Origin of the sequence: Luteimonas terrae, assembly GCF_031457535.1 — a bacterium.
Classification (GTDB): domain Bacteria; phylum Pseudomonadota; class Gammaproteobacteria; order Xanthomonadales; family Xanthomonadaceae; genus Luteimonas; species Luteimonas terrae_A.
Window position 1 is genome coordinate 312257 of sequence record NZ_JAVDWO010000003.1, and the last position, 21766, is coordinate 334022.

General features: G+C 66.6%; 29 protein-coding genes. 14 read left to right on the top strand and 15 right to left on the bottom strand.

What is annotated here, in order from left to right; genetic code table 11:
- Positions 1 to 31 precede the first annotated feature (31 nt).
- Genes J2W68_RS05430 through J2W68_RS05440 form a run of 3 tightly spaced genes read right to left on the bottom strand, consistent with a single transcriptional unit; the run spans position 32 to position 1604 of the window.
- Positions 32 to 367: a low molecular weight protein tyrosine phosphatase family protein gene (locus J2W68_RS05430; RefSeq protein WP_310233403.1), complete on the bottom strand. Its 336-nt coding sequence runs from the start codon at positions 365 to 367 to the stop codon at positions 32 to 34.
- Positions 364 to 1197, bottom strand: coding sequence for a polysaccharide deacetylase family protein (locus J2W68_RS05435; RefSeq protein ID WP_310233404.1), 834 nt, complete (start codon positions 1195 to 1197; stop codon positions 364 to 366). Before J2W68_RS05435 ends, J2W68_RS05430 begins: the two co-directional genes overlap by 4 nt.
- Entirely contained in the window at positions 1194 to 1604 is a 411-nt protein-coding gene (locus tag J2W68_RS05440) for a hypothetical protein (RefSeq protein ID WP_310233405.1), read from the bottom strand. The genes J2W68_RS05435 and J2W68_RS05440 overlap by 4 nt, the downstream gene beginning before the upstream one ends.
- A 578-nt stretch (positions 1605 to 2182) precedes the next feature.
- Here J2W68_RS05440 and J2W68_RS05445 point away from each other — a divergent pair.
- Together J2W68_RS05445 and J2W68_RS05450 are read left to right on the top strand one after the other, a co-directional pair.
- The gene (locus J2W68_RS05445) at positions 2183 to 2416 is read left to right on the top strand and encodes a hypothetical protein (RefSeq protein ID WP_310233408.1); all 234 of its coding nucleotides are present in this window, start codon (positions 2183 to 2185) and stop codon (positions 2414 to 2416) included.
- 257 nt (positions 2417 to 2673) lie between these two features.
- Positions 2674 to 3477: an EAL domain-containing protein gene (locus J2W68_RS05450; protein WP_310233409.1), complete on the top strand. Its 804-nt coding sequence runs from the start codon at positions 2674 to 2676 to the stop codon at positions 3475 to 3477.
- A 36-nt stretch (positions 3478 to 3513) separates the two neighbouring features.
- Here the strand turns inward: J2W68_RS05450 and J2W68_RS05455 are convergent, their stop codons facing one another.
- The gene (locus tag J2W68_RS05455; protein WP_310233411.1) at positions 3514 to 3759 is read right to left on the bottom strand and encodes a hypothetical protein; all 246 of its coding nucleotides are present in this window, start codon (positions 3757 to 3759) and stop codon (positions 3514 to 3516) included.
- A 183-nt stretch (positions 3760 to 3942) separates the two neighbouring features.
- On the opposite strand from J2W68_RS05455, the gene J2W68_RS05460 reads away from it, so the two are divergent.
- The gene (locus J2W68_RS05460; RefSeq protein WP_310233413.1) at positions 3943 to 4971 is read left to right on the top strand and encodes a sensor histidine kinase; all 1029 of its coding nucleotides are present in this window, start codon (positions 3943 to 3945) and stop codon (positions 4969 to 4971) included.
- Positions 4968 to 5366, top strand: a complete 399-nt coding sequence (locus J2W68_RS05465) for a response regulator (RefSeq protein WP_310233415.1) — start codon at positions 4968 to 4970, stop codon at positions 5364 to 5366. The genes J2W68_RS05460 and J2W68_RS05465 overlap by 4 nt, the downstream gene beginning before the upstream one ends.
- A gap of 209 nt (positions 5367 to 5575) precedes the next feature.
- Here the strand turns inward: J2W68_RS05465 and J2W68_RS05470 are convergent, their stop codons facing one another.
- Positions 5576 to 5719 (bottom strand): hypothetical protein, encoded by a 144-nt coding sequence (locus J2W68_RS05470; RefSeq protein WP_310233416.1) that lies wholly within the window; start codon positions 5717 to 5719, stop codon positions 5576 to 5578.
- An 86-nt stretch (positions 5720 to 5805) separates the two neighbouring features.
- The gene (locus J2W68_RS05475; protein ID WP_310233418.1) at positions 5806 to 6870 is read right to left on the bottom strand and encodes an SDR family oxidoreductase; all 1065 of its coding nucleotides are present in this window, start codon (positions 6868 to 6870) and stop codon (positions 5806 to 5808) included.
- 83 nt (positions 6871 to 6953) lie between these two features.
- Between J2W68_RS05475 and J2W68_RS05480 the strand changes: the two genes are divergently transcribed.
- The 5 genes from J2W68_RS05480 to J2W68_RS05500 all read left to right on the top strand — a co-directional run bounded on the left by J2W68_RS05480 (position 6954) and on the right by J2W68_RS05500 (position 9546).
- Complete coding sequence (locus tag J2W68_RS05480) at positions 6954 to 7337, top strand: winged helix-turn-helix transcriptional regulator (RefSeq protein WP_310233419.1); 384 nt, start codon at positions 6954 to 6956, stop codon at positions 7335 to 7337.
- Positions 7338 to 7708: 371 nt separating this feature from the next.
- A complete protein-coding gene (locus J2W68_RS05485) occupies positions 7709 to 7918 on the top strand; it encodes a cold-shock protein (RefSeq protein ID WP_100321765.1) in 210 nt (69 codons plus the stop codon).
- 232 nt (positions 7919 to 8150) lie between these two features.
- On the top strand, positions 8151 to 8864 hold the full coding sequence (locus tag J2W68_RS05490) for a pseudouridine synthase (RefSeq protein WP_310155121.1): 714 nt from the start codon (positions 8151 to 8153) through the stop codon (positions 8862 to 8864).
- A complete protein-coding gene (locus J2W68_RS05495) occupies positions 8864 to 9115 on the top strand; it encodes a hypothetical protein (protein WP_310233420.1) in 252 nt (83 codons plus the stop codon). The genes J2W68_RS05490 and J2W68_RS05495 overlap by 1 nt, the downstream gene beginning before the upstream one ends.
- A 68-nt stretch (positions 9116 to 9183) precedes the next feature.
- Positions 9184 to 9546, top strand: a complete 363-nt coding sequence (locus J2W68_RS05500; RefSeq protein ID WP_310233421.1) for a hypothetical protein — start codon at positions 9184 to 9186, stop codon at positions 9544 to 9546.
- A gap of 27 nt (positions 9547 to 9573) precedes the next feature.
- On the opposite strand, the gene J2W68_RS05505 is transcribed toward J2W68_RS05500, so the two are convergent.
- Positions 9574 to 10200 (bottom strand): hypothetical protein, encoded by a 627-nt coding sequence (locus tag J2W68_RS05505; RefSeq protein WP_310233422.1) that lies wholly within the window; start codon positions 10198 to 10200, stop codon positions 9574 to 9576.
- A 98-nt stretch (positions 10201 to 10298) separates the two neighbouring features.
- Between J2W68_RS05505 and J2W68_RS05510 the strand changes: the two genes are divergently transcribed.
- Positions 10299 to 11060, top strand: coding sequence for a DUF4440 domain-containing protein (locus tag J2W68_RS05510; protein ID WP_310233423.1), 762 nt, complete (start codon positions 10299 to 10301; stop codon positions 11058 to 11060).
- A 75-nt stretch (positions 11061 to 11135) separates the two neighbouring features.
- Here J2W68_RS05510 and J2W68_RS05515 read toward each other — a convergent pair whose 3' ends face one another.
- Positions 11136 to 11444, bottom strand: coding sequence for a hypothetical protein (locus J2W68_RS05515; protein WP_310233424.1), 309 nt, complete (start codon positions 11442 to 11444; stop codon positions 11136 to 11138).
- Positions 11445 to 11681: 237 nt separating this feature from the next.
- Between J2W68_RS05515 and J2W68_RS05520 the strand changes: the two genes are divergently transcribed.
- Positions 11682 to 12146 carry a hypothetical protein gene (locus tag J2W68_RS05520; RefSeq protein WP_310233425.1) on the top strand — a complete coding sequence of 155 codons (465 nt, stop codon included), beginning with the start codon at positions 11682 to 11684 and terminating at the stop codon, positions 12144 to 12146.
- A gap of 150 nt (positions 12147 to 12296) precedes the next feature.
- Here the strand turns inward: J2W68_RS05520 and J2W68_RS05525 are convergent, their stop codons facing one another.
- From J2W68_RS05525 to J2W68_RS05540, 4 genes are all read right to left on the bottom strand, one after another.
- Positions 12297 to 13196, bottom strand: a complete 900-nt coding sequence (locus tag J2W68_RS05525) for a hypothetical protein (protein WP_310233427.1) — start codon at positions 13194 to 13196, stop codon at positions 12297 to 12299.
- A gap of 255 nt (positions 13197 to 13451) precedes the next feature.
- Positions 13452 to 13703, bottom strand: a complete 252-nt coding sequence (locus J2W68_RS05530; RefSeq protein ID WP_310233428.1) for a hypothetical protein — start codon at positions 13701 to 13703, stop codon at positions 13452 to 13454.
- A gap of 174 nt (positions 13704 to 13877) precedes the next feature.
- Complete coding sequence (locus J2W68_RS05535; RefSeq protein ID WP_310233430.1) at positions 13878 to 14486, bottom strand: hypothetical protein; 609 nt, start codon at positions 14484 to 14486, stop codon at positions 13878 to 13880.
- Positions 14487 to 14900: 414 nt separating this feature from the next.
- Positions 14901 to 15353 carry a BON domain-containing protein gene (locus J2W68_RS05540; RefSeq protein ID WP_310233432.1) on the bottom strand — a complete coding sequence of 151 codons (453 nt, stop codon included), beginning with the start codon at positions 15351 to 15353 and terminating at the stop codon, positions 14901 to 14903.
- A 577-nt stretch (positions 15354 to 15930) separates the two neighbouring features.
- Here J2W68_RS05540 and J2W68_RS05545 point away from each other — a divergent pair.
- From J2W68_RS05545 to J2W68_RS05555, 3 genes are read left to right on the top strand one after another with little or no spacing between them, the layout of a single operon-like run.
- Positions 15931 to 16299: a response regulator gene (locus J2W68_RS05545; protein ID WP_310233435.1), complete on the top strand. Its 369-nt coding sequence runs from the start codon at positions 15931 to 15933 to the stop codon at positions 16297 to 16299.
- A 39-nt stretch (positions 16300 to 16338) separates the two neighbouring features.
- Positions 16339 to 17196 (top strand): chemotaxis protein CheX, encoded by an 858-nt coding sequence (locus tag J2W68_RS05550; RefSeq protein WP_310233437.1) that lies wholly within the window; start codon positions 16339 to 16341, stop codon positions 17194 to 17196.
- 58 nt (positions 17197 to 17254) lie between these two features.
- A complete protein-coding gene (locus J2W68_RS05555) occupies positions 17255 to 17707 on the top strand; it encodes a hypothetical protein (RefSeq protein ID WP_310233438.1) in 453 nt (150 codons plus the stop codon).
- A 232-nt stretch (positions 17708 to 17939) separates the two neighbouring features.
- Here J2W68_RS05555 and J2W68_RS05560 read toward each other — a convergent pair whose 3' ends face one another.
- From J2W68_RS05560 to J2W68_RS05570, 3 genes are all read right to left on the bottom strand, one after another.
- Positions 17940 to 19553 carry a GGDEF domain-containing protein gene (locus J2W68_RS05560; protein ID WP_310233440.1) on the bottom strand — a complete coding sequence of 538 codons (1614 nt, stop codon included), beginning with the start codon at positions 19551 to 19553 and terminating at the stop codon, positions 17940 to 17942.
- A gap of 18 nt (positions 19554 to 19571) precedes the next feature.
- Entirely contained in the window at positions 19572 to 20270 is a 699-nt protein-coding gene (locus J2W68_RS05565; RefSeq protein ID WP_310233442.1) for an XAC0095 family protein, read from the bottom strand.
- Positions 20271 to 20971: 701 nt separating this feature from the next.
- Positions 20972 to 21760, bottom strand: coding sequence for an alpha/beta fold hydrolase (locus J2W68_RS05570; RefSeq protein WP_310233443.1), 789 nt, complete (start codon positions 21758 to 21760; stop codon positions 20972 to 20974).
- Between the last annotated feature and the right edge of the window lie 6 nt (positions 21761 to 21766).

A 21766-nucleotide genomic window follows, 5' to 3' on the forward strand; every position in this document is an offset into this window, starting at 1 on the left:
CGCCGCGATACTCCCTTCTTCGCGCCACGGATCACGCCGTCCGCGGCAGATGCGCCGGCACCTTCGCTTCGAGCAGACGTACGAGCGCAGGCGCCATGAACCCGAAGTCGTCGGGAATCTCCAGACAGATCACCCGCGCATGCCGCAGCTGCGGCCCGAACCGCTCGCTCAGACGCGCGCGGTGCACGCGTTCCATGACGAAGATCGTGTCGGCCCACGCCAGCAGTTCCGGCGTCACCGGCACGTCGGCGTCCGGGCTCAGACCCGCCGAAGCGGTCTCCACGCAGGGCCAGTCCGCGAACACCTGCTCGGCGGTCGGGCTGCGCAGCCGGTTGCGACTGCAGACGAACAGGACGTGCCGGGTCACGGAGAGACGGCTGCAGGCCGTGGCGCAGGTGGCGCCGCACGTGCGCGCACCCACGTCATGATGTCGCGGAACGTCGCGGTCCAGTAGATCTCCGGGGACGCGGCCAGGTGTTCGAGCAGCTGCGCATGCGCCTCGCGCGACACCGCGAGATGCTCGGCACCGATGCCGTGGAACGTGAGGTTCACCATCGTGCCGCGCCGTGCAGCGTCTTCGACCAGTGCGATCAGGGCATCGCCATCAACGCCGACCGGCGCTTCCACCGGCACAGCGTGCACGTCGAGGGTCTGCATGTCGGGCACCACGGCGCCGCCCATGACCTTGATCGCAACGAAGTCGTCCGCGAGCGCCACCACGTAATCACCATCGCCGGCCGCGGTGTCGCCACACGGCACGGTGAAGGTCCGCGTGGTGGCGCCGTCGATGGCCTGCAGCATCGTCGAGGCCAGACGCACCTGATCCTGCATCTGCGGCGCGGTCATTGCGTCGAGATCACGCTGCGGCGTCACCCACTCGCGCCCGGGCTTCGAGGCTGCGCACTGGTGGAACAGGCTATGGTTGCCGAGCTCGTGTCCATTGCGCGCCGCCGCGCGCCAGTCCGACATGCGCGTGCGCACCGTGTCGGCCGACAACGTGAGATAGAAGCTGCCTTTGAAGCCGTGCCGGTCGAGCGCCGGTATCGCGATGTCGAGCTGCGAGTCCAGCGCGTCGTCGTAGGCGAGACTCACTGCCGCCTTCCGGCCATCGGGCCATGCGAATGCAGCCGGCTGCGCGGAGATCGCCGGGCACGACCATGCCGCCAACATCAGCACGGCTGCCGCGACACGTGTCACGGGCCCGGGTCCGCGCGCATGAAATTCGTCACGTAGATGGCCGAGCCGTCCTTGCGCATCATGCCCATACGCTGGTCGGCAAACGTATTGCGAAACCAGTCCTGCGCGTACATCACACCGAGCAGGCGCTGCCAGTTCGCGTGGGCGGCCTCGGTGCCCAGCCCCGGCTGCGCGACGGCGATCATTTCGCAGGCGCTCGCACTGCAGCGTGGCGGTTTCACCTCGAGGCCGTCGTAGCCGGCGCCATGCATGCGCAGGAAGGCCATCAGCTGGGCCTCTGCAGCATCGGACCAGGCCGCATCGCGGCCTTCGTGGTCGAGCAGCGTGTACAGATCATCCATATCGCTGTCGCGCAGACGCATGTCGGTGATGACGTCCTGGACGCGGCGGAGATTGTCGTCCGACATCGGCATCGGGCCGGCGCGCGACGACCCCGTCGCAGCCCCTGTGCGCGTGTCCGGGGCCGAGAAGACGACACTGGGATTTGCCGAAGGATTCGAGCGTGACACCGCATTCGCCACACTGGATGCAGGAGGCGGAGCATCGAGGCGGCTGGCAGGCGCAGCGGCCTCCTGCCGCGCAACTTCGCTGACGGAGGGCGCGCCGGCTGCCCCCGTACGCCCATCATCGGTATGCGAGGGGCGCAGCACGGCGTAACAGAGCAGCGCACCCGCCATCGCAGACAGCGCGCAGCACAGCACAACGTTGAGCGGCTTCATCCGGAGCTTCCTGCAGGACGTATCCGTGCAGCCTAGTCCTGTCGTGGCTGCGATGCATGCTGCGCGGCACCGCCCGCCGTCCAGCCGTAAGCGTCTGTGGCGCGCGCGGCGGGCGACCCACTGCGTGATCCGAATGCGGGATACGAAAAGCGCGCCTTGAGGTAGCCCCCCATCGTCGACAGCGCCCGACGCGTCGTGCCGCCAGCGCCGTGACGCACCGTGCACGCATGCGTTTTAAAGTGCGCGCTCCTCCGGACGCCAACCATATGACCATCAACGACGCGACGACCGCAGCACTGCACGACCTCGATGTGAGCCTGTGCAATTACGGTGATTCGGAGGGCGACCGGCTGAAGAAGATCGCCGCGCTGGCGAACATGGCGGTGCGTCTGCGCGACAGCGCACCTGCCGACGAGCGCGACTGGATCAATCAACAGCTCCACGCACTCGCCACCAAGCATCACGTTCCCGACGAATGCGTCCTGCCCCAACCGGGCTGATTGTCCAGACCCGGGATCCTCCGACCGCACGCCCGGCAATCGACAGGTGCGGGCCGCGGACTGGCGCAACCTGACGGATCTTTGCGCCGCTGAATGACCCACATCAGCAGTCTGATCGCCGCGTCACACCTCAGCTGCGGACGGGAAGCGGCATCAATGTGCGGCAGCGCGCACATGCACGCGCATGCGGAACGTAGGATGGTCGTTACGCTGCGGCCACCCGCCGCCCGGCCGATCTCCACATTGCGGAATCCGGTATGTATCTGGAAAAATTCTTCGGCGCGACACCTTCGCCGCATCCATGCAAGGACTGCGGCAGCGACGACAGGCTCGATTTTGAAGTCCGCATGGCGTTCCAGCCGATCGTCGATGCGCGTGACCGCTCGATCTTCGGATACGAAGCGCTGGTGCGCACCGAAGACGGTGGCAGCGCGGCCGAGGTCATCGCCCGGGTCACGCCGGCGCAGCTCTACCGCTTCGACCAGACCTGCCGGGTCAAGGCCATCGAGACCGCCGCCCGCCTCGGCTTGCAGCAGCGGCTGTCGATCAATTTCTTTCCCAATGCGGTCTATGAACCGGCGACCTGCATCCGTCTGACACTGACCGCGGCGCAGATGTTCGGCTTCCCGACCGACAAGCTGATCTTCGAGACCGCGGAATCGGAGCAAATCCGCGACCACGCGCATCTCACCCGCATCTTTCGCGACTACCGCAGCCGTGGTTTCCTGACCGCCATCGATGATTTCGGCGCCGGCTATGCGGGGCTCAACCTGCTGGCGGATTTCCAGCCCGATGTGCTCAAGCTCGACATCGCCCTGATCCGCGGCATCGACAGTGATCCGGTCCGCACCGCGATCGCCCGCGGGATCGTGCAGATCGCCCGGGACATCGGCTGCACGGTGCTCGCCGAGGGCGTGGAGACCGCGGACGAATACCGATGCCTGCGCGAGCTGGGCGTGCCCTTGTTCCAGGGCTATCTGTTCGGCCGGCCCCATCTCGAAGCACTTGCCACTGTGCCCGACGCACTCTGGCAACAGCTTGAAGGCCCACCCGGCGCCTGAGCGTGCAGACTGCCGGCGCGCACGCGCCGGCCCAACTCAGCCTGGGTTGATGCCAGCCAGACCGTCCGGATCCGCATCGCGCGTCGAGGCAACCTGCCGGGCCGCCTCGATCGCCGCCACTTCGGCCACCTGAGGCGTTTCGAAGTTGTCGCCTGCCAGCACGGTCTCGACTGGCTCGCGCATACCGGCGAGATACAGCGCCCCTTGCCCAGTCCATCGGCCGGCCTTGTGCGCCGTGGGGCTGACCAGCGCGGCAAGCGAATAACGACCTTCGGTGTCCATGCGCGGGGGCTCGGTGGGGTGCGGGGCCAGCAGCCTACGCGGGCACCCGCCACGACAGCCTTCACGATCCCGCGCGCCGTGGTCCCGGCATCGGCACTGTGCCGCCGGTCGTCGCCTGCCATCGTGACAGGATGCCCACAAACCCCGGTGCTAGAGTCGGCCACCGCCTCGCGAGCCAGCTCCGTGCAACTTGCCCAACCGCGTGACCCCGCCACCTTGCGCGCCTATGAAGCGCTGCTGCAGGCCACGCCCGATCTGCTCTACGTGTTCGATCTGCAACATCGTTTCGTGTATGCGAACGATGCACTGCTGGCGATGTGGGGCATGACCTGGGAAGAAGCCGCCGGCAAGACCTGCCTGGAAGTCGGGTATGAGCCCTGGCACGCCGCCATGCACGACGAGGAAATCGAACGTGTGATCGCCACGCGCGCGCCGGTACGTGGCGACGTGCCGTTTCCGCATCGCGTCAAGGGCGTACGCATCTACGACTACATCTTCACGCCGGTGATCGGCGCCGACGGCGAAGTCGAAGCCATTGCCGGCAGTACCCGCGACGTGACCGACCGGCGGATGCACGAGGAGCATCTCGAACTGCTGGTCAACGAGCTGAACCACCGGGTCAAGAACACCCTGTCCACGGTGCAGTCGCTGGTCCGGCAGACGCTGGGCACCGCCGACGATCTGGAAGACGGCGGGTCACGCATCGAATCGCGGCTGCTGGCACTGTCGCGGGCGCACGACGTGCTCACACGCGAGAACTGGCACAGCGCCGACATGCAGGACATCGTGGCCGGCGTCATCGCACCCTACGAATCCGCGCCCGGTACGCGCTTCAAGATTTCCGGCCCGGCCTGCCGGCTCACCCCGCAGCGCGCGCTTGCGCTGGCGATGGCGCTGCACGAGCTTGCAAGCAACGCGGTGCAGTACGGCGCGCTGTCGCGCGACAGCGGCGAAGTGCACATCAGCTGGGACTGCACGCATGCTGGTGAAGGCGCCGCCATGGCGTTCACCTGGCGCGAAAGCGGCGGGCCGCAGGTCCAGGCGCCCACGCGCCGCGGCTTCGGTTCGCGGCTGCTCGAACGCGGCCTGCGCAACGACCTGGGCGGCGAGGTCGAACTGGCCTGGGCGCCGGACGGCGTCGTCTTCCGCGCCACCGCGCCGCTGGAAACCGCACCTACCGACGGCGCCACGCCGCAACTGGAACGCCGATGATCGACACCGATGCCGCCATCCTCATCGTCGAGGACGAATCCATCCTTGCGATGCTGCTCGAGGATTTCCTCGACGATCTGGGCTACACCCCGCCGGCCGTGGCCTCCAACGTATCCCAGGCGCTGCGGATCATCGACACGCGGGCCATCGACTTCGCGATCCTCGACATCAATCTCGGTGGCGAACAGAGCTTTCCGATTGCCGACGCGCTCGATACGCGGGGCATTCCCTATATTTTCATGACCGGCTATGGCGCGGCCGGCGTGCCCGAGCGCCTGCGCGACCACTACATCCTGCAGAAGCCCTACGGCGCAGACGCGCTCAAGAAGGCCTTGGCCAGCGGCGGGCAGATGGTGCAGGCGGCATCGGACCGGAAATCGATCGCGGATCTTTAAACCGGTTCGGCGGTCCGTCCGGGCGGCTCGACGGAACACGCATCCTCACACACAGGCTCGAATGCGTTCGAGCAATCCCGGCAGGATATCGGCCAGCCTTTGCACCGGATTGTTGTGTCACCCGGTACGCGCGCGCGCCGGCCTTCAATGGCGATTTGAGCGACATTCGACGGGAAGACGGCCGAGCGAACCCCGGCCGTCGAGTGGGATCAATACCCGCCCTGCCGCTCCTCGGCGCGGTCACCCACGTCGTCATTGGACAGCTTCGACGGCTTCTCGCCCTCGGGCTTCTGCGGCGGGGCCTTGTCCTGCTGCGACTTCTTCATGCTGTCGGGTGTCTGCGGAACGCTCATGGCCGATCTCCGTGCGATGCAATGGACGAGCGGGTCACCCTGCGCCCGGCCGTATCAACCGCCCGTGATGCGCACCGCCCGCACCGTCAAGGAATCAACCGCTGCGCGCGCAGACCCGCGAACAGGTCGAAGAACGCATCGTCGCTGGGCTGGTAGTCCAGAAACCCCAGGCGCCGGCTCTTGGACATGTCGGTCACCACTTCCAGTGGCCGGCCCAGATCCGCATCGGTGTGCCAGGGCGAAATCAGGCGATGGATATCGGATTCAGCCAGACCGTGAGCGGCCGCCAGCTGCGTCCACGCCTCGGCGTCGTGCGCCATCTGCTGCTCGAGCGGTTGCAGCGTGCCGTCGAACGGTGCCGGTTCCAGTTCGAACCACTCGGCGATGCGGCCCCACATCCAGCGCCAGCGGAACACGTCGCCGTTGACGACGTTGAACGCCTCGTCGGCGGCGGCCGGTGTGGTCGCGGCCCACAGCAGATGCTTCGCGAGCTGGCGTGCATCGGTCATGTCGGTCAGGCCTTCCCACTGCGCCGTCGAACCCGGGAACCTGAACGGCCGGCCGGTCGCCTTGCACAGCGAGGCGTACACGGCGAGCGTCGTGCCCATGTTCATCGCATTGCCGACCGCCGCGCCGATCACCGTGTGCGGGCGATGCACGCTCCAATGGAAGCCGTCGCGCGCGGCGGCGGCGAACACCTCGTCTTCCTGCGCGTAATAGAAGTTCTCGACGTCGAGCCGGGGCTGCGTTTCGCGGAACGGCGTCTGCGGCAGCGCGCCCTTTGCATAGGCCTCGAACGGACCGAGGTAGTGCTTCAGGCCGGTCACCAGCCCCACATGCCGCACCGAGCCCGCCGGCTGCAGACCATCGAGCAGGTTGCGCACCATCGCCGCATTGACGCGGATGTTCTCCGCCTCGTTGGCCTGCCGCGACCAGGTGGTGATGAACACATGGCTGGGGGCCAGGCCTGCCAGCGCCGCGCGCGTCGCCTGGGCATCCGACAGATCCGCCGCAACGCCCTGCACGCCGGGCGGCAATGCGTCTGGACGCCTGGCCAGCCCCTTCACCGCCCATCCCGCCTCCAGCAAGTGCGCTACCAGCGCGCTGCCCACGATGCCGGTCGCGCCGACCACCAGTGCCTGTTGGGTCACAATCCATCTCCTGCTCAAGTCCGGCGTCCACCATAGGAACGCGGGACGCCAGCCGAAAGAAGGCACCAAATGGTTTCCACCCCATGAATTCAGCCAGCGCGGATGACGACTGGCGCGAAGACTGCGCGCCGCGGCGGGTGCTGGAACTCTTCGGCACCAAGTGGACCTCGATGGTCCTGCACACACTGTGGGCACGCCACGCCGGCAGCGCGCGCAGCGGCGCCCTGCATCGCAGCCTGCCCGGCCTGTCGCGCAAGATGCTCACCCAGACGCTGCGCGGCCTGGAGGAGGCCGGCGCCGTCGCGCGCATCGTGCATCCCACAGTGCCGCCGGCGGTCGAATACGCGCTGACGCCGCTCGGCGCGCGACTGGTCGAACCGATCGAGCTGATCTACGACTGGGCGCGTCGGAATGCCGGCGTGCTGGACGGCCTGCAGCCCCGTCCCACCTCACGCCGACGCGGTTGATCGACGGGCCGCTGGCCCGCGTTTCGGCGCACGGGCGCGGCAATCCGTGCAAAAACGGACATTTCCAGACGCAGGCAGAACACGGGTTTACCGCGTCAGACCGGCTTTCGCGCGGCCTCCTCCACTCCTCGCCTGCAATCGGGTGCACACAGTTCACAGACAAATCTGAAAAGTGATGTAAGGTGGCCCCACTGTTCAAAGCGGGATCACGGTACATCGTGGCTCCGATGCGGTTGATCACAGGTTCCAGGGCCGGCAACGGCCTCTCCAGACGATCCGCTCCATCGCTTCGCGTTACCCCTTGCTCGATACAGTCCCGGCACCGCACTTGCGGGTCGTGCTTCCAATAAACTGATCCAAGGAGTAACACCATGAGTGATCGTCAGACCGGTACCGTCAAGTGGTTCAACGACGCCAAGGGCTTCGGCTTCATCACCCCGCAGAGCGGCGACGACCTGTTCGTCCACTTCCGTTCGATCCAGGGCAGCGGCTTCAAGTCGCTCCAGGAAGGCCAGAAGGTCTCGTTCAAGGTCGCGCAGGGCCAGAAGGGCCTGCAGGCTGAAGAAGTCCAGGCCGAGTAAGTTCTACTCGACCTGTGCCGCGTAAGCGGCGCCAAAGAACCCGGGCGGCAACGTCCGGGTTTTTTTGTGCCCGCCATTCGTGGCCACTCCCCGTCGAACCGTCGCCTGGCGACGTCGACACTCATTCCGCGCGACTCGCGCACCCGGCGTCCGCGTACCGCCCTGCAATGACCGCGCGCACGCGATCTGCCAGACTGCGTGCCCTTCGCGATCACCGACACCGCACGCGGCCATGCGCCTCAACAAGCACATCAGCGATACCGGCTTCTGCTCGCGGCGCGAAGCCGACCGCCTCATCGGCGAAGGCCGGGTCACGGTCAACGGCATCCGCGGGCGCGTGGGTTCCGAAGTCGGCGACGGCGACATCGTCATGGTCGATGGCCAGGCGCTGCAGACGCGCAGCGCAGCGCCCGGCAAGCGTCGCCACGTCTATATCGCGCTGCACAAGCCGGTGGGCATCACCTGCACCACCGAAGCGTCGGTCAAGGGCAACATCGTCGACTTCGTCGATCATCGCGAGCGGATCTTTCCGATCGGGCGCCTCGACAAGGATTCCGAAGGCCTGATCCTGCTGACCAGCAACGGCGACATCGTCAACGCGATCCTGCGCGCCGAGAACAAGCTGGAGAAGGAATACCTGGTCACCGTGAACCATGCGGTCAGCCAGGACATCCTGCGCGGCATGTCGCGCGGCGTGCCGATCCACGGCCAGACCACCCTGCCCTGCCGCACCAGCCCGCTGGGCAAGTTCGGCTTCCGCATCATCCTGGTCCAGGGCCTCAACCGGCAGATCCGCCTGATGGCCGCGCACTTCAAGCTGCGCGTGAAGCAGCTGATCCGCGTGCGCATCGGCCCGGTCAAGCTGGCGCATCTCAAGCCCGGCCAGTGGCGCAACCTCACCGATGCCGAACTGCGCGGACTGCTGCCCGGCCAGGCGGAATTCTGATGCGCGACGATCTGACCATCGCCGTCGGCGAGCTCTATCAGGCCATTCGCCACGAACACTGGCAGGGCAAGACCTATCGGCAGTTCTGGACGTGGTTCAACGACCGCTGCATCCAGATCGTCGGCATGGCGGACGCGGCCGATCTCGACGCCCTGGGCGTCGCCCTGTTCGAAGTGCGCGACGCGATCGAAGCCAGTGGCTACATGGTGGCGTCGGACCGGTTGGACGAGACGATCGACGCGGAGATGTGACGCATCACAGCGTGCTGCCTGCAGGCCCTTCGGTATGCTTCTGGGCCGAATGGAGTCAGGAGTCCGCAATGCGCAAACACTGGACAGCGGCAGGCGTGATCGCAATGGCGCTGGTTGCCGGCAGTTTCCTTCCGCTGAGCGCAAATGATGCGATCCGGCTGGACGCGACATCCGAAGCCACTGCGCACGCCAGCTTCCAAAAGATGATGGATCACGCCGATGATCGCAGTAAGCGCGACCTCGCGATGGCGATGGCCAAAATCAATTTGGAAGGCGTGCAAAGCGCCTATGAAATCGTGCAGCGCCCCGAACTGCAGACGATGTCGATTGGGCGGATCAAAGATCGGGTGGCTGGCATGACCGCAGACGAAATCGTGGCCCTCGCCGACAGCATCGACGGCATCGAAATGCGGGACATCCCGACGCCCTGATCGCAACGTCTTGTTGAACAGTCGGGTTCAGCGCGCTGGCGGTTTCGCCGGCCGGGGCATGTGGATCACGTGCCGACGGAAATTGAGCACCGTGCCGGGCATCGCATCGGTCAGCACGAACACCACCGGCATACCCGGCTCCACGTCCTGCACCACGTCGGCGCTGAAGCCATGCGATCGCAAGATGGCGGCCGCATCTTCGGCCTGCGCCAAGGGGTCGTCGGCGACAAGACCAATCGCCGATGTCGCGCCCCGCAGCCTGCGCGTAACACCGGGCGCGGACCAGTTGATGATCGTGCCGTCGAACAGGATCGATCGCAGCACGCCGCCGGTATCGACGCGAAAACGCGCCTGCAGCCCGTTGCGGGCCAGCACTTCGACGATCGCCGCCTTGGCTTCCGGAGAGGCGGCCGCGAAGATCCGCGAGCCGCCGTCAGGAAACGGCAATGGATTGCGACCGCTCGCCAGCAGCCACGTCCACGTCGCGAGTGCGACGAATGCAACGAAGCCGATCGCCAACAACCATTTCGGAATGAACATCGGTGTGGTCCCGCGCGCTGGATCATGAGCGCGTCTGCTGGATAACGGCATTCCCACGTCGCAGCGGACAGACAGCCATGCGTTCCGCAATCCGCGAGCGCGCACCAGGCGCACGCACGTCCGTCACGCCATCCGGCAGGGTGTCTTCCGGCTGACGCGCCGCGCGCCCGGCGCCGCTACGTTGGGTGCCACTTCGCAAGCAGGTCCATTCGATGGCCGTCGCCCGCTACGCCGCGACATGTGTCTTGCTGATTGCGAACACGGTGGCAACCGCACAGACGCCGGATGCCGAACGCGAGGTACGCGCCGCCGATGCCGCGTTCTGGCGGGCGTACAACGCCTGCGACATGACTGCCATCGGTGCACTGCTCACCGAAGACGTGGAGTTCTATCACGACAGAACGGGACGCACGACCACGCGCGAAGGTGTCGTCGACTCATTGCGCAATGGCCCCTGCGCAACGTCCGACATGCGGCTGCGGCGCGAAATCATCGACGGGAGCCTGGCGTTTCATCCGCTGGCGGACGGCTACGCGATCCTGTCCGGGCGCCATCGCTTCCACATGCGCAGGGGCGATGCGCCGGAGCGCCTGGACGGTCAAGCGGAATTCACCAACCTCTGGCACTTCCAGGACGGTCGCTGGCGAATGCATCGCGTGTTGAGTTACGCGCACGGGCCGGCGCCCTACACGCCGCCGGCTGCGATCGAGTTGCCAGCATCGACGCTCGCCGCATACGTCGGGCGTTATCGCTCGGCGCGCATCGGCGAGATGTCGGTGGTCGCCGAAGGTGCGCACCTCAAGCTGACCGCCGGCGACTTCTTCGTAGTGCTGTATCCGGAATCGGCGACCCGCTTCTTCGCGAAGGAACGGGATCTGCGCTTCGAATTCGAACCCGCTGCGGCGTCAGCGCCCGCTGCGCTTGTGGTTTACGAGAACGGTACGCAGACCGAGCGCGCCAGCCGGGACCGATAGCCCCGGCGGAAGTACGTCAGAGCGCCGTGCGTGAACCCTCGACGCCGAAGCGCCCGACTCACCGCGCGCAACGCCTCACGGGATCGTCGGCGGCTCGACCGGCGCACGCTCGCCCGGCAGGGGGCGGGTGCTGTCGTCAGTGTTCTCGCGCTTGTCGATGATCTCGTTGGCCAGCTTGTCGGCCGCAACCCGGTGCTGCAGCGACTTGCACATTGCGACGCCCGCGTGGGTCAGGCGAACACCATCTTCGTGATCCTCGATCAGCGCGCTCTCCTCGAGCCGACGCATCATTTCGGTTTCCACCTGCATCGCCTCGCTCGCCTGGCTGATCTGCTGCAGCACGTCGAGAAGCGCCAGGTCTTCCAGTGGAATCGGGTCAATCATGCGCGTGGCCGGCGGGAGGTGGAGCGCGATTATGCGCCCGTCTGCGACGCGAGCGACGCCTCGCAGGGTCGCCACAGGCCCGGCGATCGGAGACGCGCAGCAGCGGTTCAGCGCGAAACGCGGCGCGCGCGGCCCGGGCAACCACACCGCAATGCACCCGGTCGCGTTCCCGCACGGCGTGTCCGGGCCGGCGCTCTTTGTCCGTCAATTAGGCAACAGTCCCGGATGGATATCGCGATGGATCGGCCTCTTTCCCTGTGCATTGCCGTGAGCGCGGCGCTGTTCCTGGGCGCCTGCTCGCCCCCGACGGCGCCCGCAACCGCCGCGTCGGCCGCGCTGCCGGCCGCCCCCGTCGCAGCACCCTCGGGCGAGCGCATGACCTATGTCGTGGGCTGCGTGCACTGCCACCACCAGTTGCCGAAGCAGATCATGAACGCGCCGAGCCTGGCGATCGCGCAGACCTACTCGCTGCCGGAGTTCAGAACGCTGCTGCGAACCGGCGTCACCCGCGACGGGCGTGATCTGTATGCCACCGAGAGCGCCATGGGTTTCACCGCGCGCGAGCAGCTGTCCTATCTGAAGGAAGAGGAAGTCGCCGCGATCCATCGCTTCCTGCGCGAGTCGTGGACCGCCGAACGCGTGGCGGCCGAAGAGGCCAAGATTCCGCAGATGCCGGGGCTGCCTCCGGCCGCCGGTGGCTGAGCCGGACGCCGCCTGTCGCCACGCGTCCACTGCCGTCTGCGATGCGCAACAGCGCCGCGGACATTCGATGCAGCCCACGAAGCATCCACGCCGGGTGCCTTCTGATCGCGCAAACGCGTCGTATCCGCTTCCATGGCCTGCGCGGACAGGTCACGTCGGGCGGGTAGTCGTCCACAGCTCGGGCTTCGGCGCCCAGTCGCCCGCGCCCAGCACGGCTTGAACCAGATGTTCCAGCGGATATCCCAGCGTCCCGATCGCCGCAGCACTGCCAGCGTCCTCCCTGTCGGCGGCCGCCGCGAAAGCGCGGAACGCGGGTTCGTCCTGGCGTGCGGCGAGCACCGTGATCTCGCGCGCAAGTTCGTAGGCCAGTTCGACGCCTTCGCCCGCACAGTGGAACGCGGCGCCCGACCAGAACGCCTGGATCGTCGCCTCAGTCCACCAGTCCGCGTGGCGTGCGGCCATTTCGTCAGGCCGGTACAGCGCCAGCCGCGGATCGGCGAGCCTCGGGAGCAAGGTGCGCTCCACGTTCACCGCAAAGCCCTCGTGCAGCCAGTCCGGCATCGGCAGGTGCGACAGCAGCGCATGGGTCAGCTCGTGGACGACGACGGCTTCCAGTGCATCCAGCCCGTCGTGCCAGCTTGCGAAGTGTCCATAGCCGGCGTTGATGAAGACGCCGCTGGACATGGGCGCATCCTCGCCGGCGGCCTGGTATTGCGAGAGATAGGCCTCGTAGTCATCCCGGCTGGCGAACACCAGCACGATGTGGCGGCCGAACCCGCTGTCGCAGGCGAGCGGCCCCAGGCTTTCCTTGATCGCCCGCAGTGCCTGCGCGCAACTGCGCAGCACGAGCGCGGCCTGACGCGCAGATTGCGCCGACAGCAACAGGAAATCCGTCGTCCCCGTCTGCCGGTAGTCGGCCGGCAATGCATCAGCCAGTACGTCCAGCCAATGCGCGGCCGCCGTATCGTAATAGCTGTGCAGCTGCGCGTCGTCGGCATCCGCGGGCAGTCCGGCGCCCATCGCATGCCAGTCCGGCACAGGCAAAGGCATGTCCGCGCGCCAATGCATCTGCACGGGCAGACACAGGGCCGAGTCGCGCGTTTCGGGCGGCGCTTGCGTCGTCTCCGCTTTTTTGCCGAACAGCCAGCCGAGCATCCTGCTCCCCCGATTCCGTTGCGCATGCTCGCACGCCGGGCAGCGCGTGAGCAGCACTCGATCGCCTTCTATCGACTCAGAAAAACCTGCGGGAGCGTTCGCCTTGGACGGTCGATATCGCGAGAAAAGAATCCGCCCCCTTGGCGGCGATCACACGTGCGACATCGCCTCGACATGCGACGGGCGCGGCTTCGCGACTTCGACCGAGATCGGATAGACCTGCTGGGAGATCGTCGTGAGCAGCGCCTGGGTGGTTTTCTGCTCGCGGATCAGGTCACGCAACAGGGGCTTGATGCCGAAGATTGCGAATGGCACCAGGATCCACAGGATGCCGAGCACCAACACGAACAGCATCCACACCACACCAAGCGCGGCCAGCCCTTCACCCATTCCACTGGACATCCCTTTCTCCCGTCAGCGCCGATGTGGCGCCATCGACCCGGAGTGTACGGCTGCGCGCTCGATCACCACCGCTACCCCGGCACGTGCAATCCGGAACGACGTGCCTGCAGCCGCCACCTTGGCAAGCGCCGTGCACCAGTCCGTTCGCGCAATGTCCCGACCCGCAGCCCGCGCTCAGCCAAGCACCACGAAATGCCGCAGGGTGAAGACCACCAGCACCAGCAATGCGGCGAGTGCGATGACCCATTGCTGGCGGTCGCGTCGCGCGACCATGCCGGCGACCGACAACGCCAGGATTGCGAAGCAATGCGCGAAGTACTCCACGCCGAGGCTCGCCAGATAGTCGACGCCCTTGAGCCAGGTATCGAGAATGTCGACCGAGAACAGCAGCATCAGGATGCCGAAGAACCACACACGCCTCGACCGGAAGTAATCCCCGTAACCGGCGTACTCCTCCATCGAATCGGGGAACAGCAGCGCGCTCAGCAGGAAATACAGGCTGGCGTAGAACACCACGAACAGATACGTGACGAATGTCCAGTAAGGCAGGTTCCGCAGATGGAACTCGAACCACCAGAACCGCACGATCGCCGCCAGCAAAAAAGCCACCCAGATCAGATGCGCGGGATAGATGCGGAACTTGTCCGGATGCTGGATGAAACGCGATACGCCCACCAGCAAACGCGAGACCGCGAGGCCCAGCACCATGCCCAGGATGATGCGCACATGGGTGAATGCCGCCATGGCGTCGCGCTGGTGCACCTGCAAAACGGCGTCGTCCAAGATCCGGTCCTCCATTTCCGACGCCGTGCGGACGCCGTGCCCCAATGTAAGCGGGGCCGACCGAACCGGAAAGTGGTCTGACCGCTGCATTCGATGCAGTCATTGCCTGGCGCGACCGGATTGTCTGCGCCGACACAATCGGCGTGAAGCGTATTGGAACTATGGGCCGCCCTGTCCAGCGCGTGCCTCGTCGCGCATACGCGCGGGTTTGGGCATGAACCCGATACCTTGCGTCGGCACGCTTCTACCGACATGCGACGCCTGGATCGACGGCCGCAACCGGCACCGATTCGACCACCCGCTCCCGTTCAACAAAATGCCGCACACCCGAGGGTGCGCGGCATCTGTCTGGAAGAACTTAAACGCGTTCTGCGCTACGGACCGGGCGAATGGCCCGATCCGGAGCAACCGGACTCAGTTGGCGGCCGCGGTGGTCAGACCGGTGGTCACGACATTGGTCACGCCTTCGATCTCGCGCGCAATGCGGGTGGCTTCGGCGATCTGGGTCTGCTGCTCCACCTGGCCCGTCAGCGTCACGACGCCATTGACGGTTTCGACGTTGATATCGAGACCGGCCACATCGGAGTCGGCCAGCAGCGAGGACTTCACCTTGGTGGTGATCCAGGTATCGGTGCCCGGCTGCTCGGAGTCCGGACCATCGTTCATGCCGTCATTCATGCCGGTCGCGGGCGTCGCGGGCGTGGTGTCGGCCGGAGTGGCGGCCGGCGGCGGCGTCTGCATGGCCGGATCACTCGCCGGTGCCATGGCGGCATCGTCTGCGGCGCGGTCGTTCGAACAACCGACGGCGAACGCCAACACGGAAGACATCGCAATGGCGAGCGGAATACGGGTGATATTGGAAGTCATCTTGAAGCTCCAGCGTCTGGGGTGTGGCGCAGAGTGTCGAGGGTGCAGTGCGTGGTCGGCGTGACGGAACGTCCTGAATCTCGAAGGCAACGTTTACCTTCGTGACACGCATGCGAAGGCAAGCACACATAGCGCCACAAGCGCAGCGGAATTTCCTTTCATCAGGCCGGCATTCCCTACGTTGACGCGCGGGCGGCGCAGACCGTCGCGTCAGGTCTGTAACCGGCCCGGCCGCTTGCGCGCTCCGCCGCATGCGGTGACCGCCCAGAAAGAAACACGGGAACCCTCACCCGGAGCCGGGAGTCCAGAGACTGCGCTCTGATCCCGTCCTCGCGCAGACACGCGTCAGCGCGCGGGAACAAACGCTGGAAAAGTGAGCGGGCTTCGTTCTCCGCCCAGCGCATTGCCCGCCAAGGTCAACGCGCGCCAGCCTCGCGGTCTTCGACGTGCGCGCCTTCGGCCAGATGTCGCGCTCCCCGCCGCCGCAGCGCACACAAGATTGTTCTCAAGAATCGCGCGCTCCAGCCGCTATCGCCACAAGGCCCGCGGCCCACCACACCTCAACCAGGAGACCCTGATGACCGCACGACCCACCGTATTGTTGTGCGACGACTCGCGCGCCTTGCGCATGCTGGCGGCCGGGCAACTGGACGCCGCCGGGTTCGACGTGGTCGGCGAGGCCGGAAACGGCCTGGAGGCGGTCAGCCAGTACCAGGCGCTGCGCCCGGACCTGGTGCTGCTGGACCTGGTGATGCCGCAAAGCGACGGACGCGAAGCACTGGCCCGCATCCTCGAAGTGGATCCGCAGGCCCGCGTGGTCATCCTCAGTTCGCTCGGCGCACAGAGCGACATCGAGCAGTGTCTGCGCCTGGGCGCGCGTTCCTACCTGCAGAAGCCCATCGACCCCGAGGCGATGGAGCGCGTGCTCCACCAGGTGCTCGCCTGAGCGGCGACCCGTCCCAATTCTTTGCATAAAGGGCACACGATGGCAGCGAAATTCCTTGGCCAGTTCCTGCTGGAACGTGGCGTCATCACCGCGCCGCAGCTGTTGGCGGCGATCGAAGCGCAGCGCGCGTCCAACCCGCTCCTGGGCGAACTGGCCGTGCGCAAAGGCTGGCTCGACGAAGCACAGGCGCGACGCATCCAGCAGCGCCAGCGCGTGGAAGACCGCCGCTTCGGCGATATCGCGCTGGAAATGGGCGCACTGGATCAGGACCGCCTCGATGCACTGCTCGAAGCGCAGAAGACCGGGCGCCGGATGCTCGGTCAGGTGCTGCTGGAACAGGGCGCCATCGATGCCGCGCGCCTGCAGTCGGAGATCGCCCTGCATCGCGCCGACCAGGAAAAGGCAAAGCACGCACTCGAGAGCGTGATCGAAAGCCATCCGCTGGGTGGGCTCGCCAACAGCGCGATCGACCTGTGTGCACGGCTGTTCCCGCGCATGCTCGCCAGCCAGTGTCTGCCCGCCGAAGTACTGACGCCGGACGACCTCGACGCCTGGCCACACGTCGCCCACGTGCAGGTGCAGGGCGATCATCCCTTCGGCATCGCCCTCGCCGCCGACATGGCCGCCGCCCGCGCGCTGGCCTGCGCCCTGCTCGGCATCACGCCGGAGGAATGCGACGACGCCCTGGCGCTCGACGCCCTGGGCGAGATGGTCAACGTGCTGATGGGCTATCTCGTCCGCGACGTGATGACGGATGACGACGCCGTCTACCGCGCACTGCCGCCCGACGCGACGGTGCCGGCTGCCACACTCGCCGCCGATCCCACACGCAGCCTGGCGATCGGCATGGGCACGCAGCTGGGCGCTTTCGTGCTGCTGGTGGATCGCCCGGCCTGATCCTCGCGTCCGGATGCCTCGCGCATCCGGACGACGAAGGCATGTGCACCGTGCGCCGATGCGCGCACAGGCCGAACGCGCGCCACGGCAGGCCCCCATCCGTGACGCATGCGCACCGCGTCAGCCGCGCGATGCGATCACTGTGGCGCCCGCGGCGTCGAGGTCGTCACCGCCGAACATCGCACGCGTCGATCGCAACGCTCTACCGGCAAATCCCTCGCGCTGCGATTGGCATGGTTTTCACGATTCCGTCTGCTTTACTGGCTGCGCGTCGAATCCGCATCCCGCACTCGACGACACCTCCCACCAGGAGATGGACCTCGTGAACGTCTTGAACTCGATCGATCCGGCATGGGCCATCATCGCGGTCGTCCCGCTGATGGCGCTGGTCTTCGGACTGGTCTACCAGCACAGAAAACCCCGCGCGAAGAAGCTGCGCTTCTGGGTGGTACTGGGCATCCTCACGCTCGTGGTGACGCAACTCGTCGCCTCGGCGTTGCTCGGCGCGTAGACCGTGATTGCGACGCCGCGTGCACCCGGCACCTTTAGGGAAGGTCTGAATAGCTGCAGTCATCCCGGCGGCTTTCAACGGACGCATGTCCGGTCAGGCGGGGCCTTCAACCGCCGTACGGCGGGTCATCCAGTGACTTCAAGCATTTGAAAGCCAACGACGCGGGATTCCCGCTTGACCAGCCGTTCGGCTGCTGAGAGCCGCGGGAATGACGAACTTTTTCAAAGGGTCCTTAGCGCTCCATGGCGCTCTGCGCGCCGGGAGCCCCCTCCCCACCCGGTGAAACTGGCGCGACCACGTCTCCCGATTCCACCCGGTTGCGCCCTGCGTTCTTGCCGCGATAGAGCGCCGCGTCGGCATCCTGCATCGCCCTGACCAGCGACGCATCGTCATCGAAGGTCCCCGAGACGCCCACGGTGACGGTGCAGCGCACCGCCTCGCCCGCCACCTGCAGCATCACCGTCGACGCCACTGCGATGCGGATGCGCTCGGCCACGCGCAATGCGGTGCCTGCGTCGGCGCCCGGGCAGACAACAGCGAATTCCTCACCGCCCATCCGGCACAGCAGATCGTCCGTGCCCACGGCCCCGCGCAGCACATCGACAATGGCGCACAGCACGGCATCCCCGGCGTGGTGACCGTACCTGTCATTGACGCGCTTGAAGTGGTCGACGTCGATCAGCAACAAGCGCGCGCCGGCATTCGGACGCCGCAGGCGCGCGGCCAGCGCCTCGGTCAGCCCGCGGCGGTTGAGCAACTGCGTCAACGGATCACGTGCGGCCATGTCGCGGAGCTTGTCGGTCAGGCGACGCAGCACCAGCCAGACGATGAACGGCGGAATGATCGTCGCCAGCGAGCACATGTAGACATAGAAGACCACCTGGAACTGGTCATCCATCGCCAGCGCCAGAAGACCACCGGCCAGCAACTTGGTCAGCTTGAGCACATTCAACACACAGATGCCGCTGATCAGCGCGGCAAACAGCAGCACCTCGCCACGGAGATCACGGGCGAACGTGCGCAGCCCCGCCAGCAGCACGACGACCATGCCGGCGAAACACAGCGCGCATATCGCCGCGAGCAACACGTAGCGCGCCACCGGGCCCCAGGCCCACTCCACGATGATCTGCACGACCGCGTAGCCCAGCGCGAGCGCGGCCAGCGGCCACAGCAGCGGCGTCGGCCGCCCGAAAAAGCGCAAGCCGCCAACGCTGTAGGCCAGCAACGCACTGAGCGTGAGCGAATGATTGACCACGCCCATCCAGCTCCACCCCGCCGGCCCTTCCAGCAGCTGCAGCACGTACGCGCTACCGAGGGTGAGGTTGCCCACGGCGAATGCATCCATCCCCATCTTCCCGGCATCCAGGCGCCTGCCGATGAGCAGGAACATCACCGCGAAGCTCAGCAGGTAGACACACAGCATGCCGACGAGAAGGGTCGCGATCATCAGGCGTTTGCAGTCGGAACGAGGATCAAGACGGACCGCCGGGTCGCGCGCAGCCGCCGCTGGAGACACGGGCGAAGTGCCTCGCGACGCGCGCGTTTGGATTGCAGGACTGGCATCGTAGCAACCGCCCGATCCGACGGTGACAGTCTGATAGCAGCGGCTGCGCGGCCGGAAACTTGAGTCCGCCTCCGCGTCCCGGCCGCGACGCGCGAAGGAATCGAGCCCCTTTCCACGGGTCGACCACGCCGGACGCGGCTTCACCAGCCGCGATGACGCCCGAAGTGATCCTGGCACCGCCAGCTTCCGGACTCGCGTCCGCATTCCGCACGCGATGACAGGTGCCTGCTGGCACACAGGCAGTTGATGGCGCATCGGCGCACAGGGCAGCGCGGCCTGCACCGCGCTGCCCCGCTCAGGTCAATGCACGCGCGACCTGCCGCCTTCGGGGACGCAGGCATGACGGGCCGCAAGGTCGGCCGACACGCCGTCAACGGCAGTGCCATACGTCGCCGGCATCTCCCGCACGCGCGCGCCCGCATCGGGCTCGGCTTCGAGCACCTGATCCTCGATCTGACGGATCAAGTCCTTCATCGCTTCCGCACCATCGAAGATCGCCGCGCCCATCACGGTGATGGTGCCGTCCGCGACGTCATTGCCGCCGCTGGCCATCAGCAGATCGCCCTGGGCACGCAGCAGATCAAGCAACCGGTCGGCCTCGTCCACCTGATCCAGCGTCATGCCGAAGTCGTAGTCCTGATCGACCGCCGCCGCACCGGTCACGGCCGCATCGTCGATCTCCTCTGCCTCTTCGTCTTCATCGTCTGCCGCGTCGACTTCCGCAGCCACGTCTGCAGCAGCCGGCTTGCCCTTGGCTTCCAGCCGCGCCGGCCAGGTCACCGTATCGAGCACCTGCTGCACCTGTTCGGCCAGCAGTTCCAGACACCCGGCCAAGGCGGGGTGGTCGATCTCCGGACCGTCTTCTTCCTCGTCCACGCGTGGCTCCGCCAGGCGCGACAGGAACTCGATGTGCTGGTGCAGTTTGCGCAACCGGAACTCGCCGTCTTCGGGCAGGAAGTAACCCAGCGCGCCACGCGTTTTCGTATCGGACTTCGACATCGTCGTCTCCTCATTCCCTGAAGTGCCCGTCCACGGACGTGGACGGGAAGTCGGGAGGTTAGAAACCGCACACAGTCGGCGGGCGTATTTCCCCGAGGGGTGTTGTATTAGCCGCCCTCCCGACGCAGGCATCGCGTCGGTCCATGCCCGCAAGTGCACGGGCACAAAAACCCACCAGATTGACGGAGGTGGGGACCGCTGTGTGAGGAGTTTCTACGCTCCTTGGAAACGAGTCTGCAACGTGGCGAACAGGGGCGTCAAGGTCAACGGCGTCGCGACCCGGACGCCTGGCCGTAGGACTTGTCCGCGAGGACGCGATCAGAAAGAACTGAAGCTGACACGGCGCGCAATGACCGCCACTCAGAAAGTGGCATGCGCCGCTGCCCGTGCCGACGACGGTGTCATGTGCTGCAGGCCGGACGGGTGGTGGTGGCGGACAAAGGTGAGACGGTTGTCGAATGGGAAGCGGGGCGCGCAGTCTCGCGGCCGGGTCGGGGTACGGCATTCCGGGATGGATTCCGACTCGCACTCCGACAAGCAAACCTGACGCCGTGAGGTGCCACGGCGAGCTGCATCGATGCACTGATCAGGCATCCGGATCCGGAATTGCGGAGCCGCGGTACATGCGCCATGCACACAGCCGAGACGCGGCGCCACCGCGACATGGAGCGGACGCGACCGCCCATGTCGCGGCGAGGCGATCATTCGCCCTGACGTACGCCCTGCGCGGCGCGCTCAATCACCTCGGCGACCACACCCGGCTGTGTGTAGAACAGCGCGTGGCTGGCCGACACGCGGGTGATGTCGGCGCCGATGCGTTCGGCCATGTGGACGAGCATGGCCTGGTCGAACGCCTTGTCCTCGGTCGCGATCACCGCCCAGCTGGGCTTGCTGCGCCACGCGGCCTGCGTCAGCGGCGTGGCGAATGCGGCCATGTGGATCGGCACCTGCGAATCGCGCAGGAACGCGGCGTCGGCGTCGGTCGTGTCGTGCGCGAAGCCGGCCTTGAACTGTGCGGGTCTCACGATGCCGAAGCCGTCGGCCGCGGTATCGATGACGAATTCCGGCGTCGGCGCGAAACCGGCGTACTGCTGCGCGGTCGTCTCGCCGGCGTCGGGCGCCAGCGCGGACACGTAGACCAGCGCGGTCACCGTGTCGTGCATGCCGGCCTCGGTGATCACCGTGCCACCCCAGGAGTGGCCGACGAGCACGGTCGGCCCGTCCTGGCGATCGAGGACGCGGCGCGTGGCCGCGACGTCGTCCTCCAGCGAGGTCAGCGGGTTCTGCACGATCGACACGCGATAGCCGCGTGCGGTGAGCAACTCGTACACCGGGCGCCAGCCGGAACCGTCGGCGAACGCGCCGTGCACCAGCACGACATTCTTCGCAGGGGTCGGGGTGGTCGGCGTCGCTGCATCGCTTGCGTACGCGCCGGACACGGCGCTGGCGGTCAGGGCGGCGGCGAGGACGGCGGTCTTGAGCATGGACATGGCAGG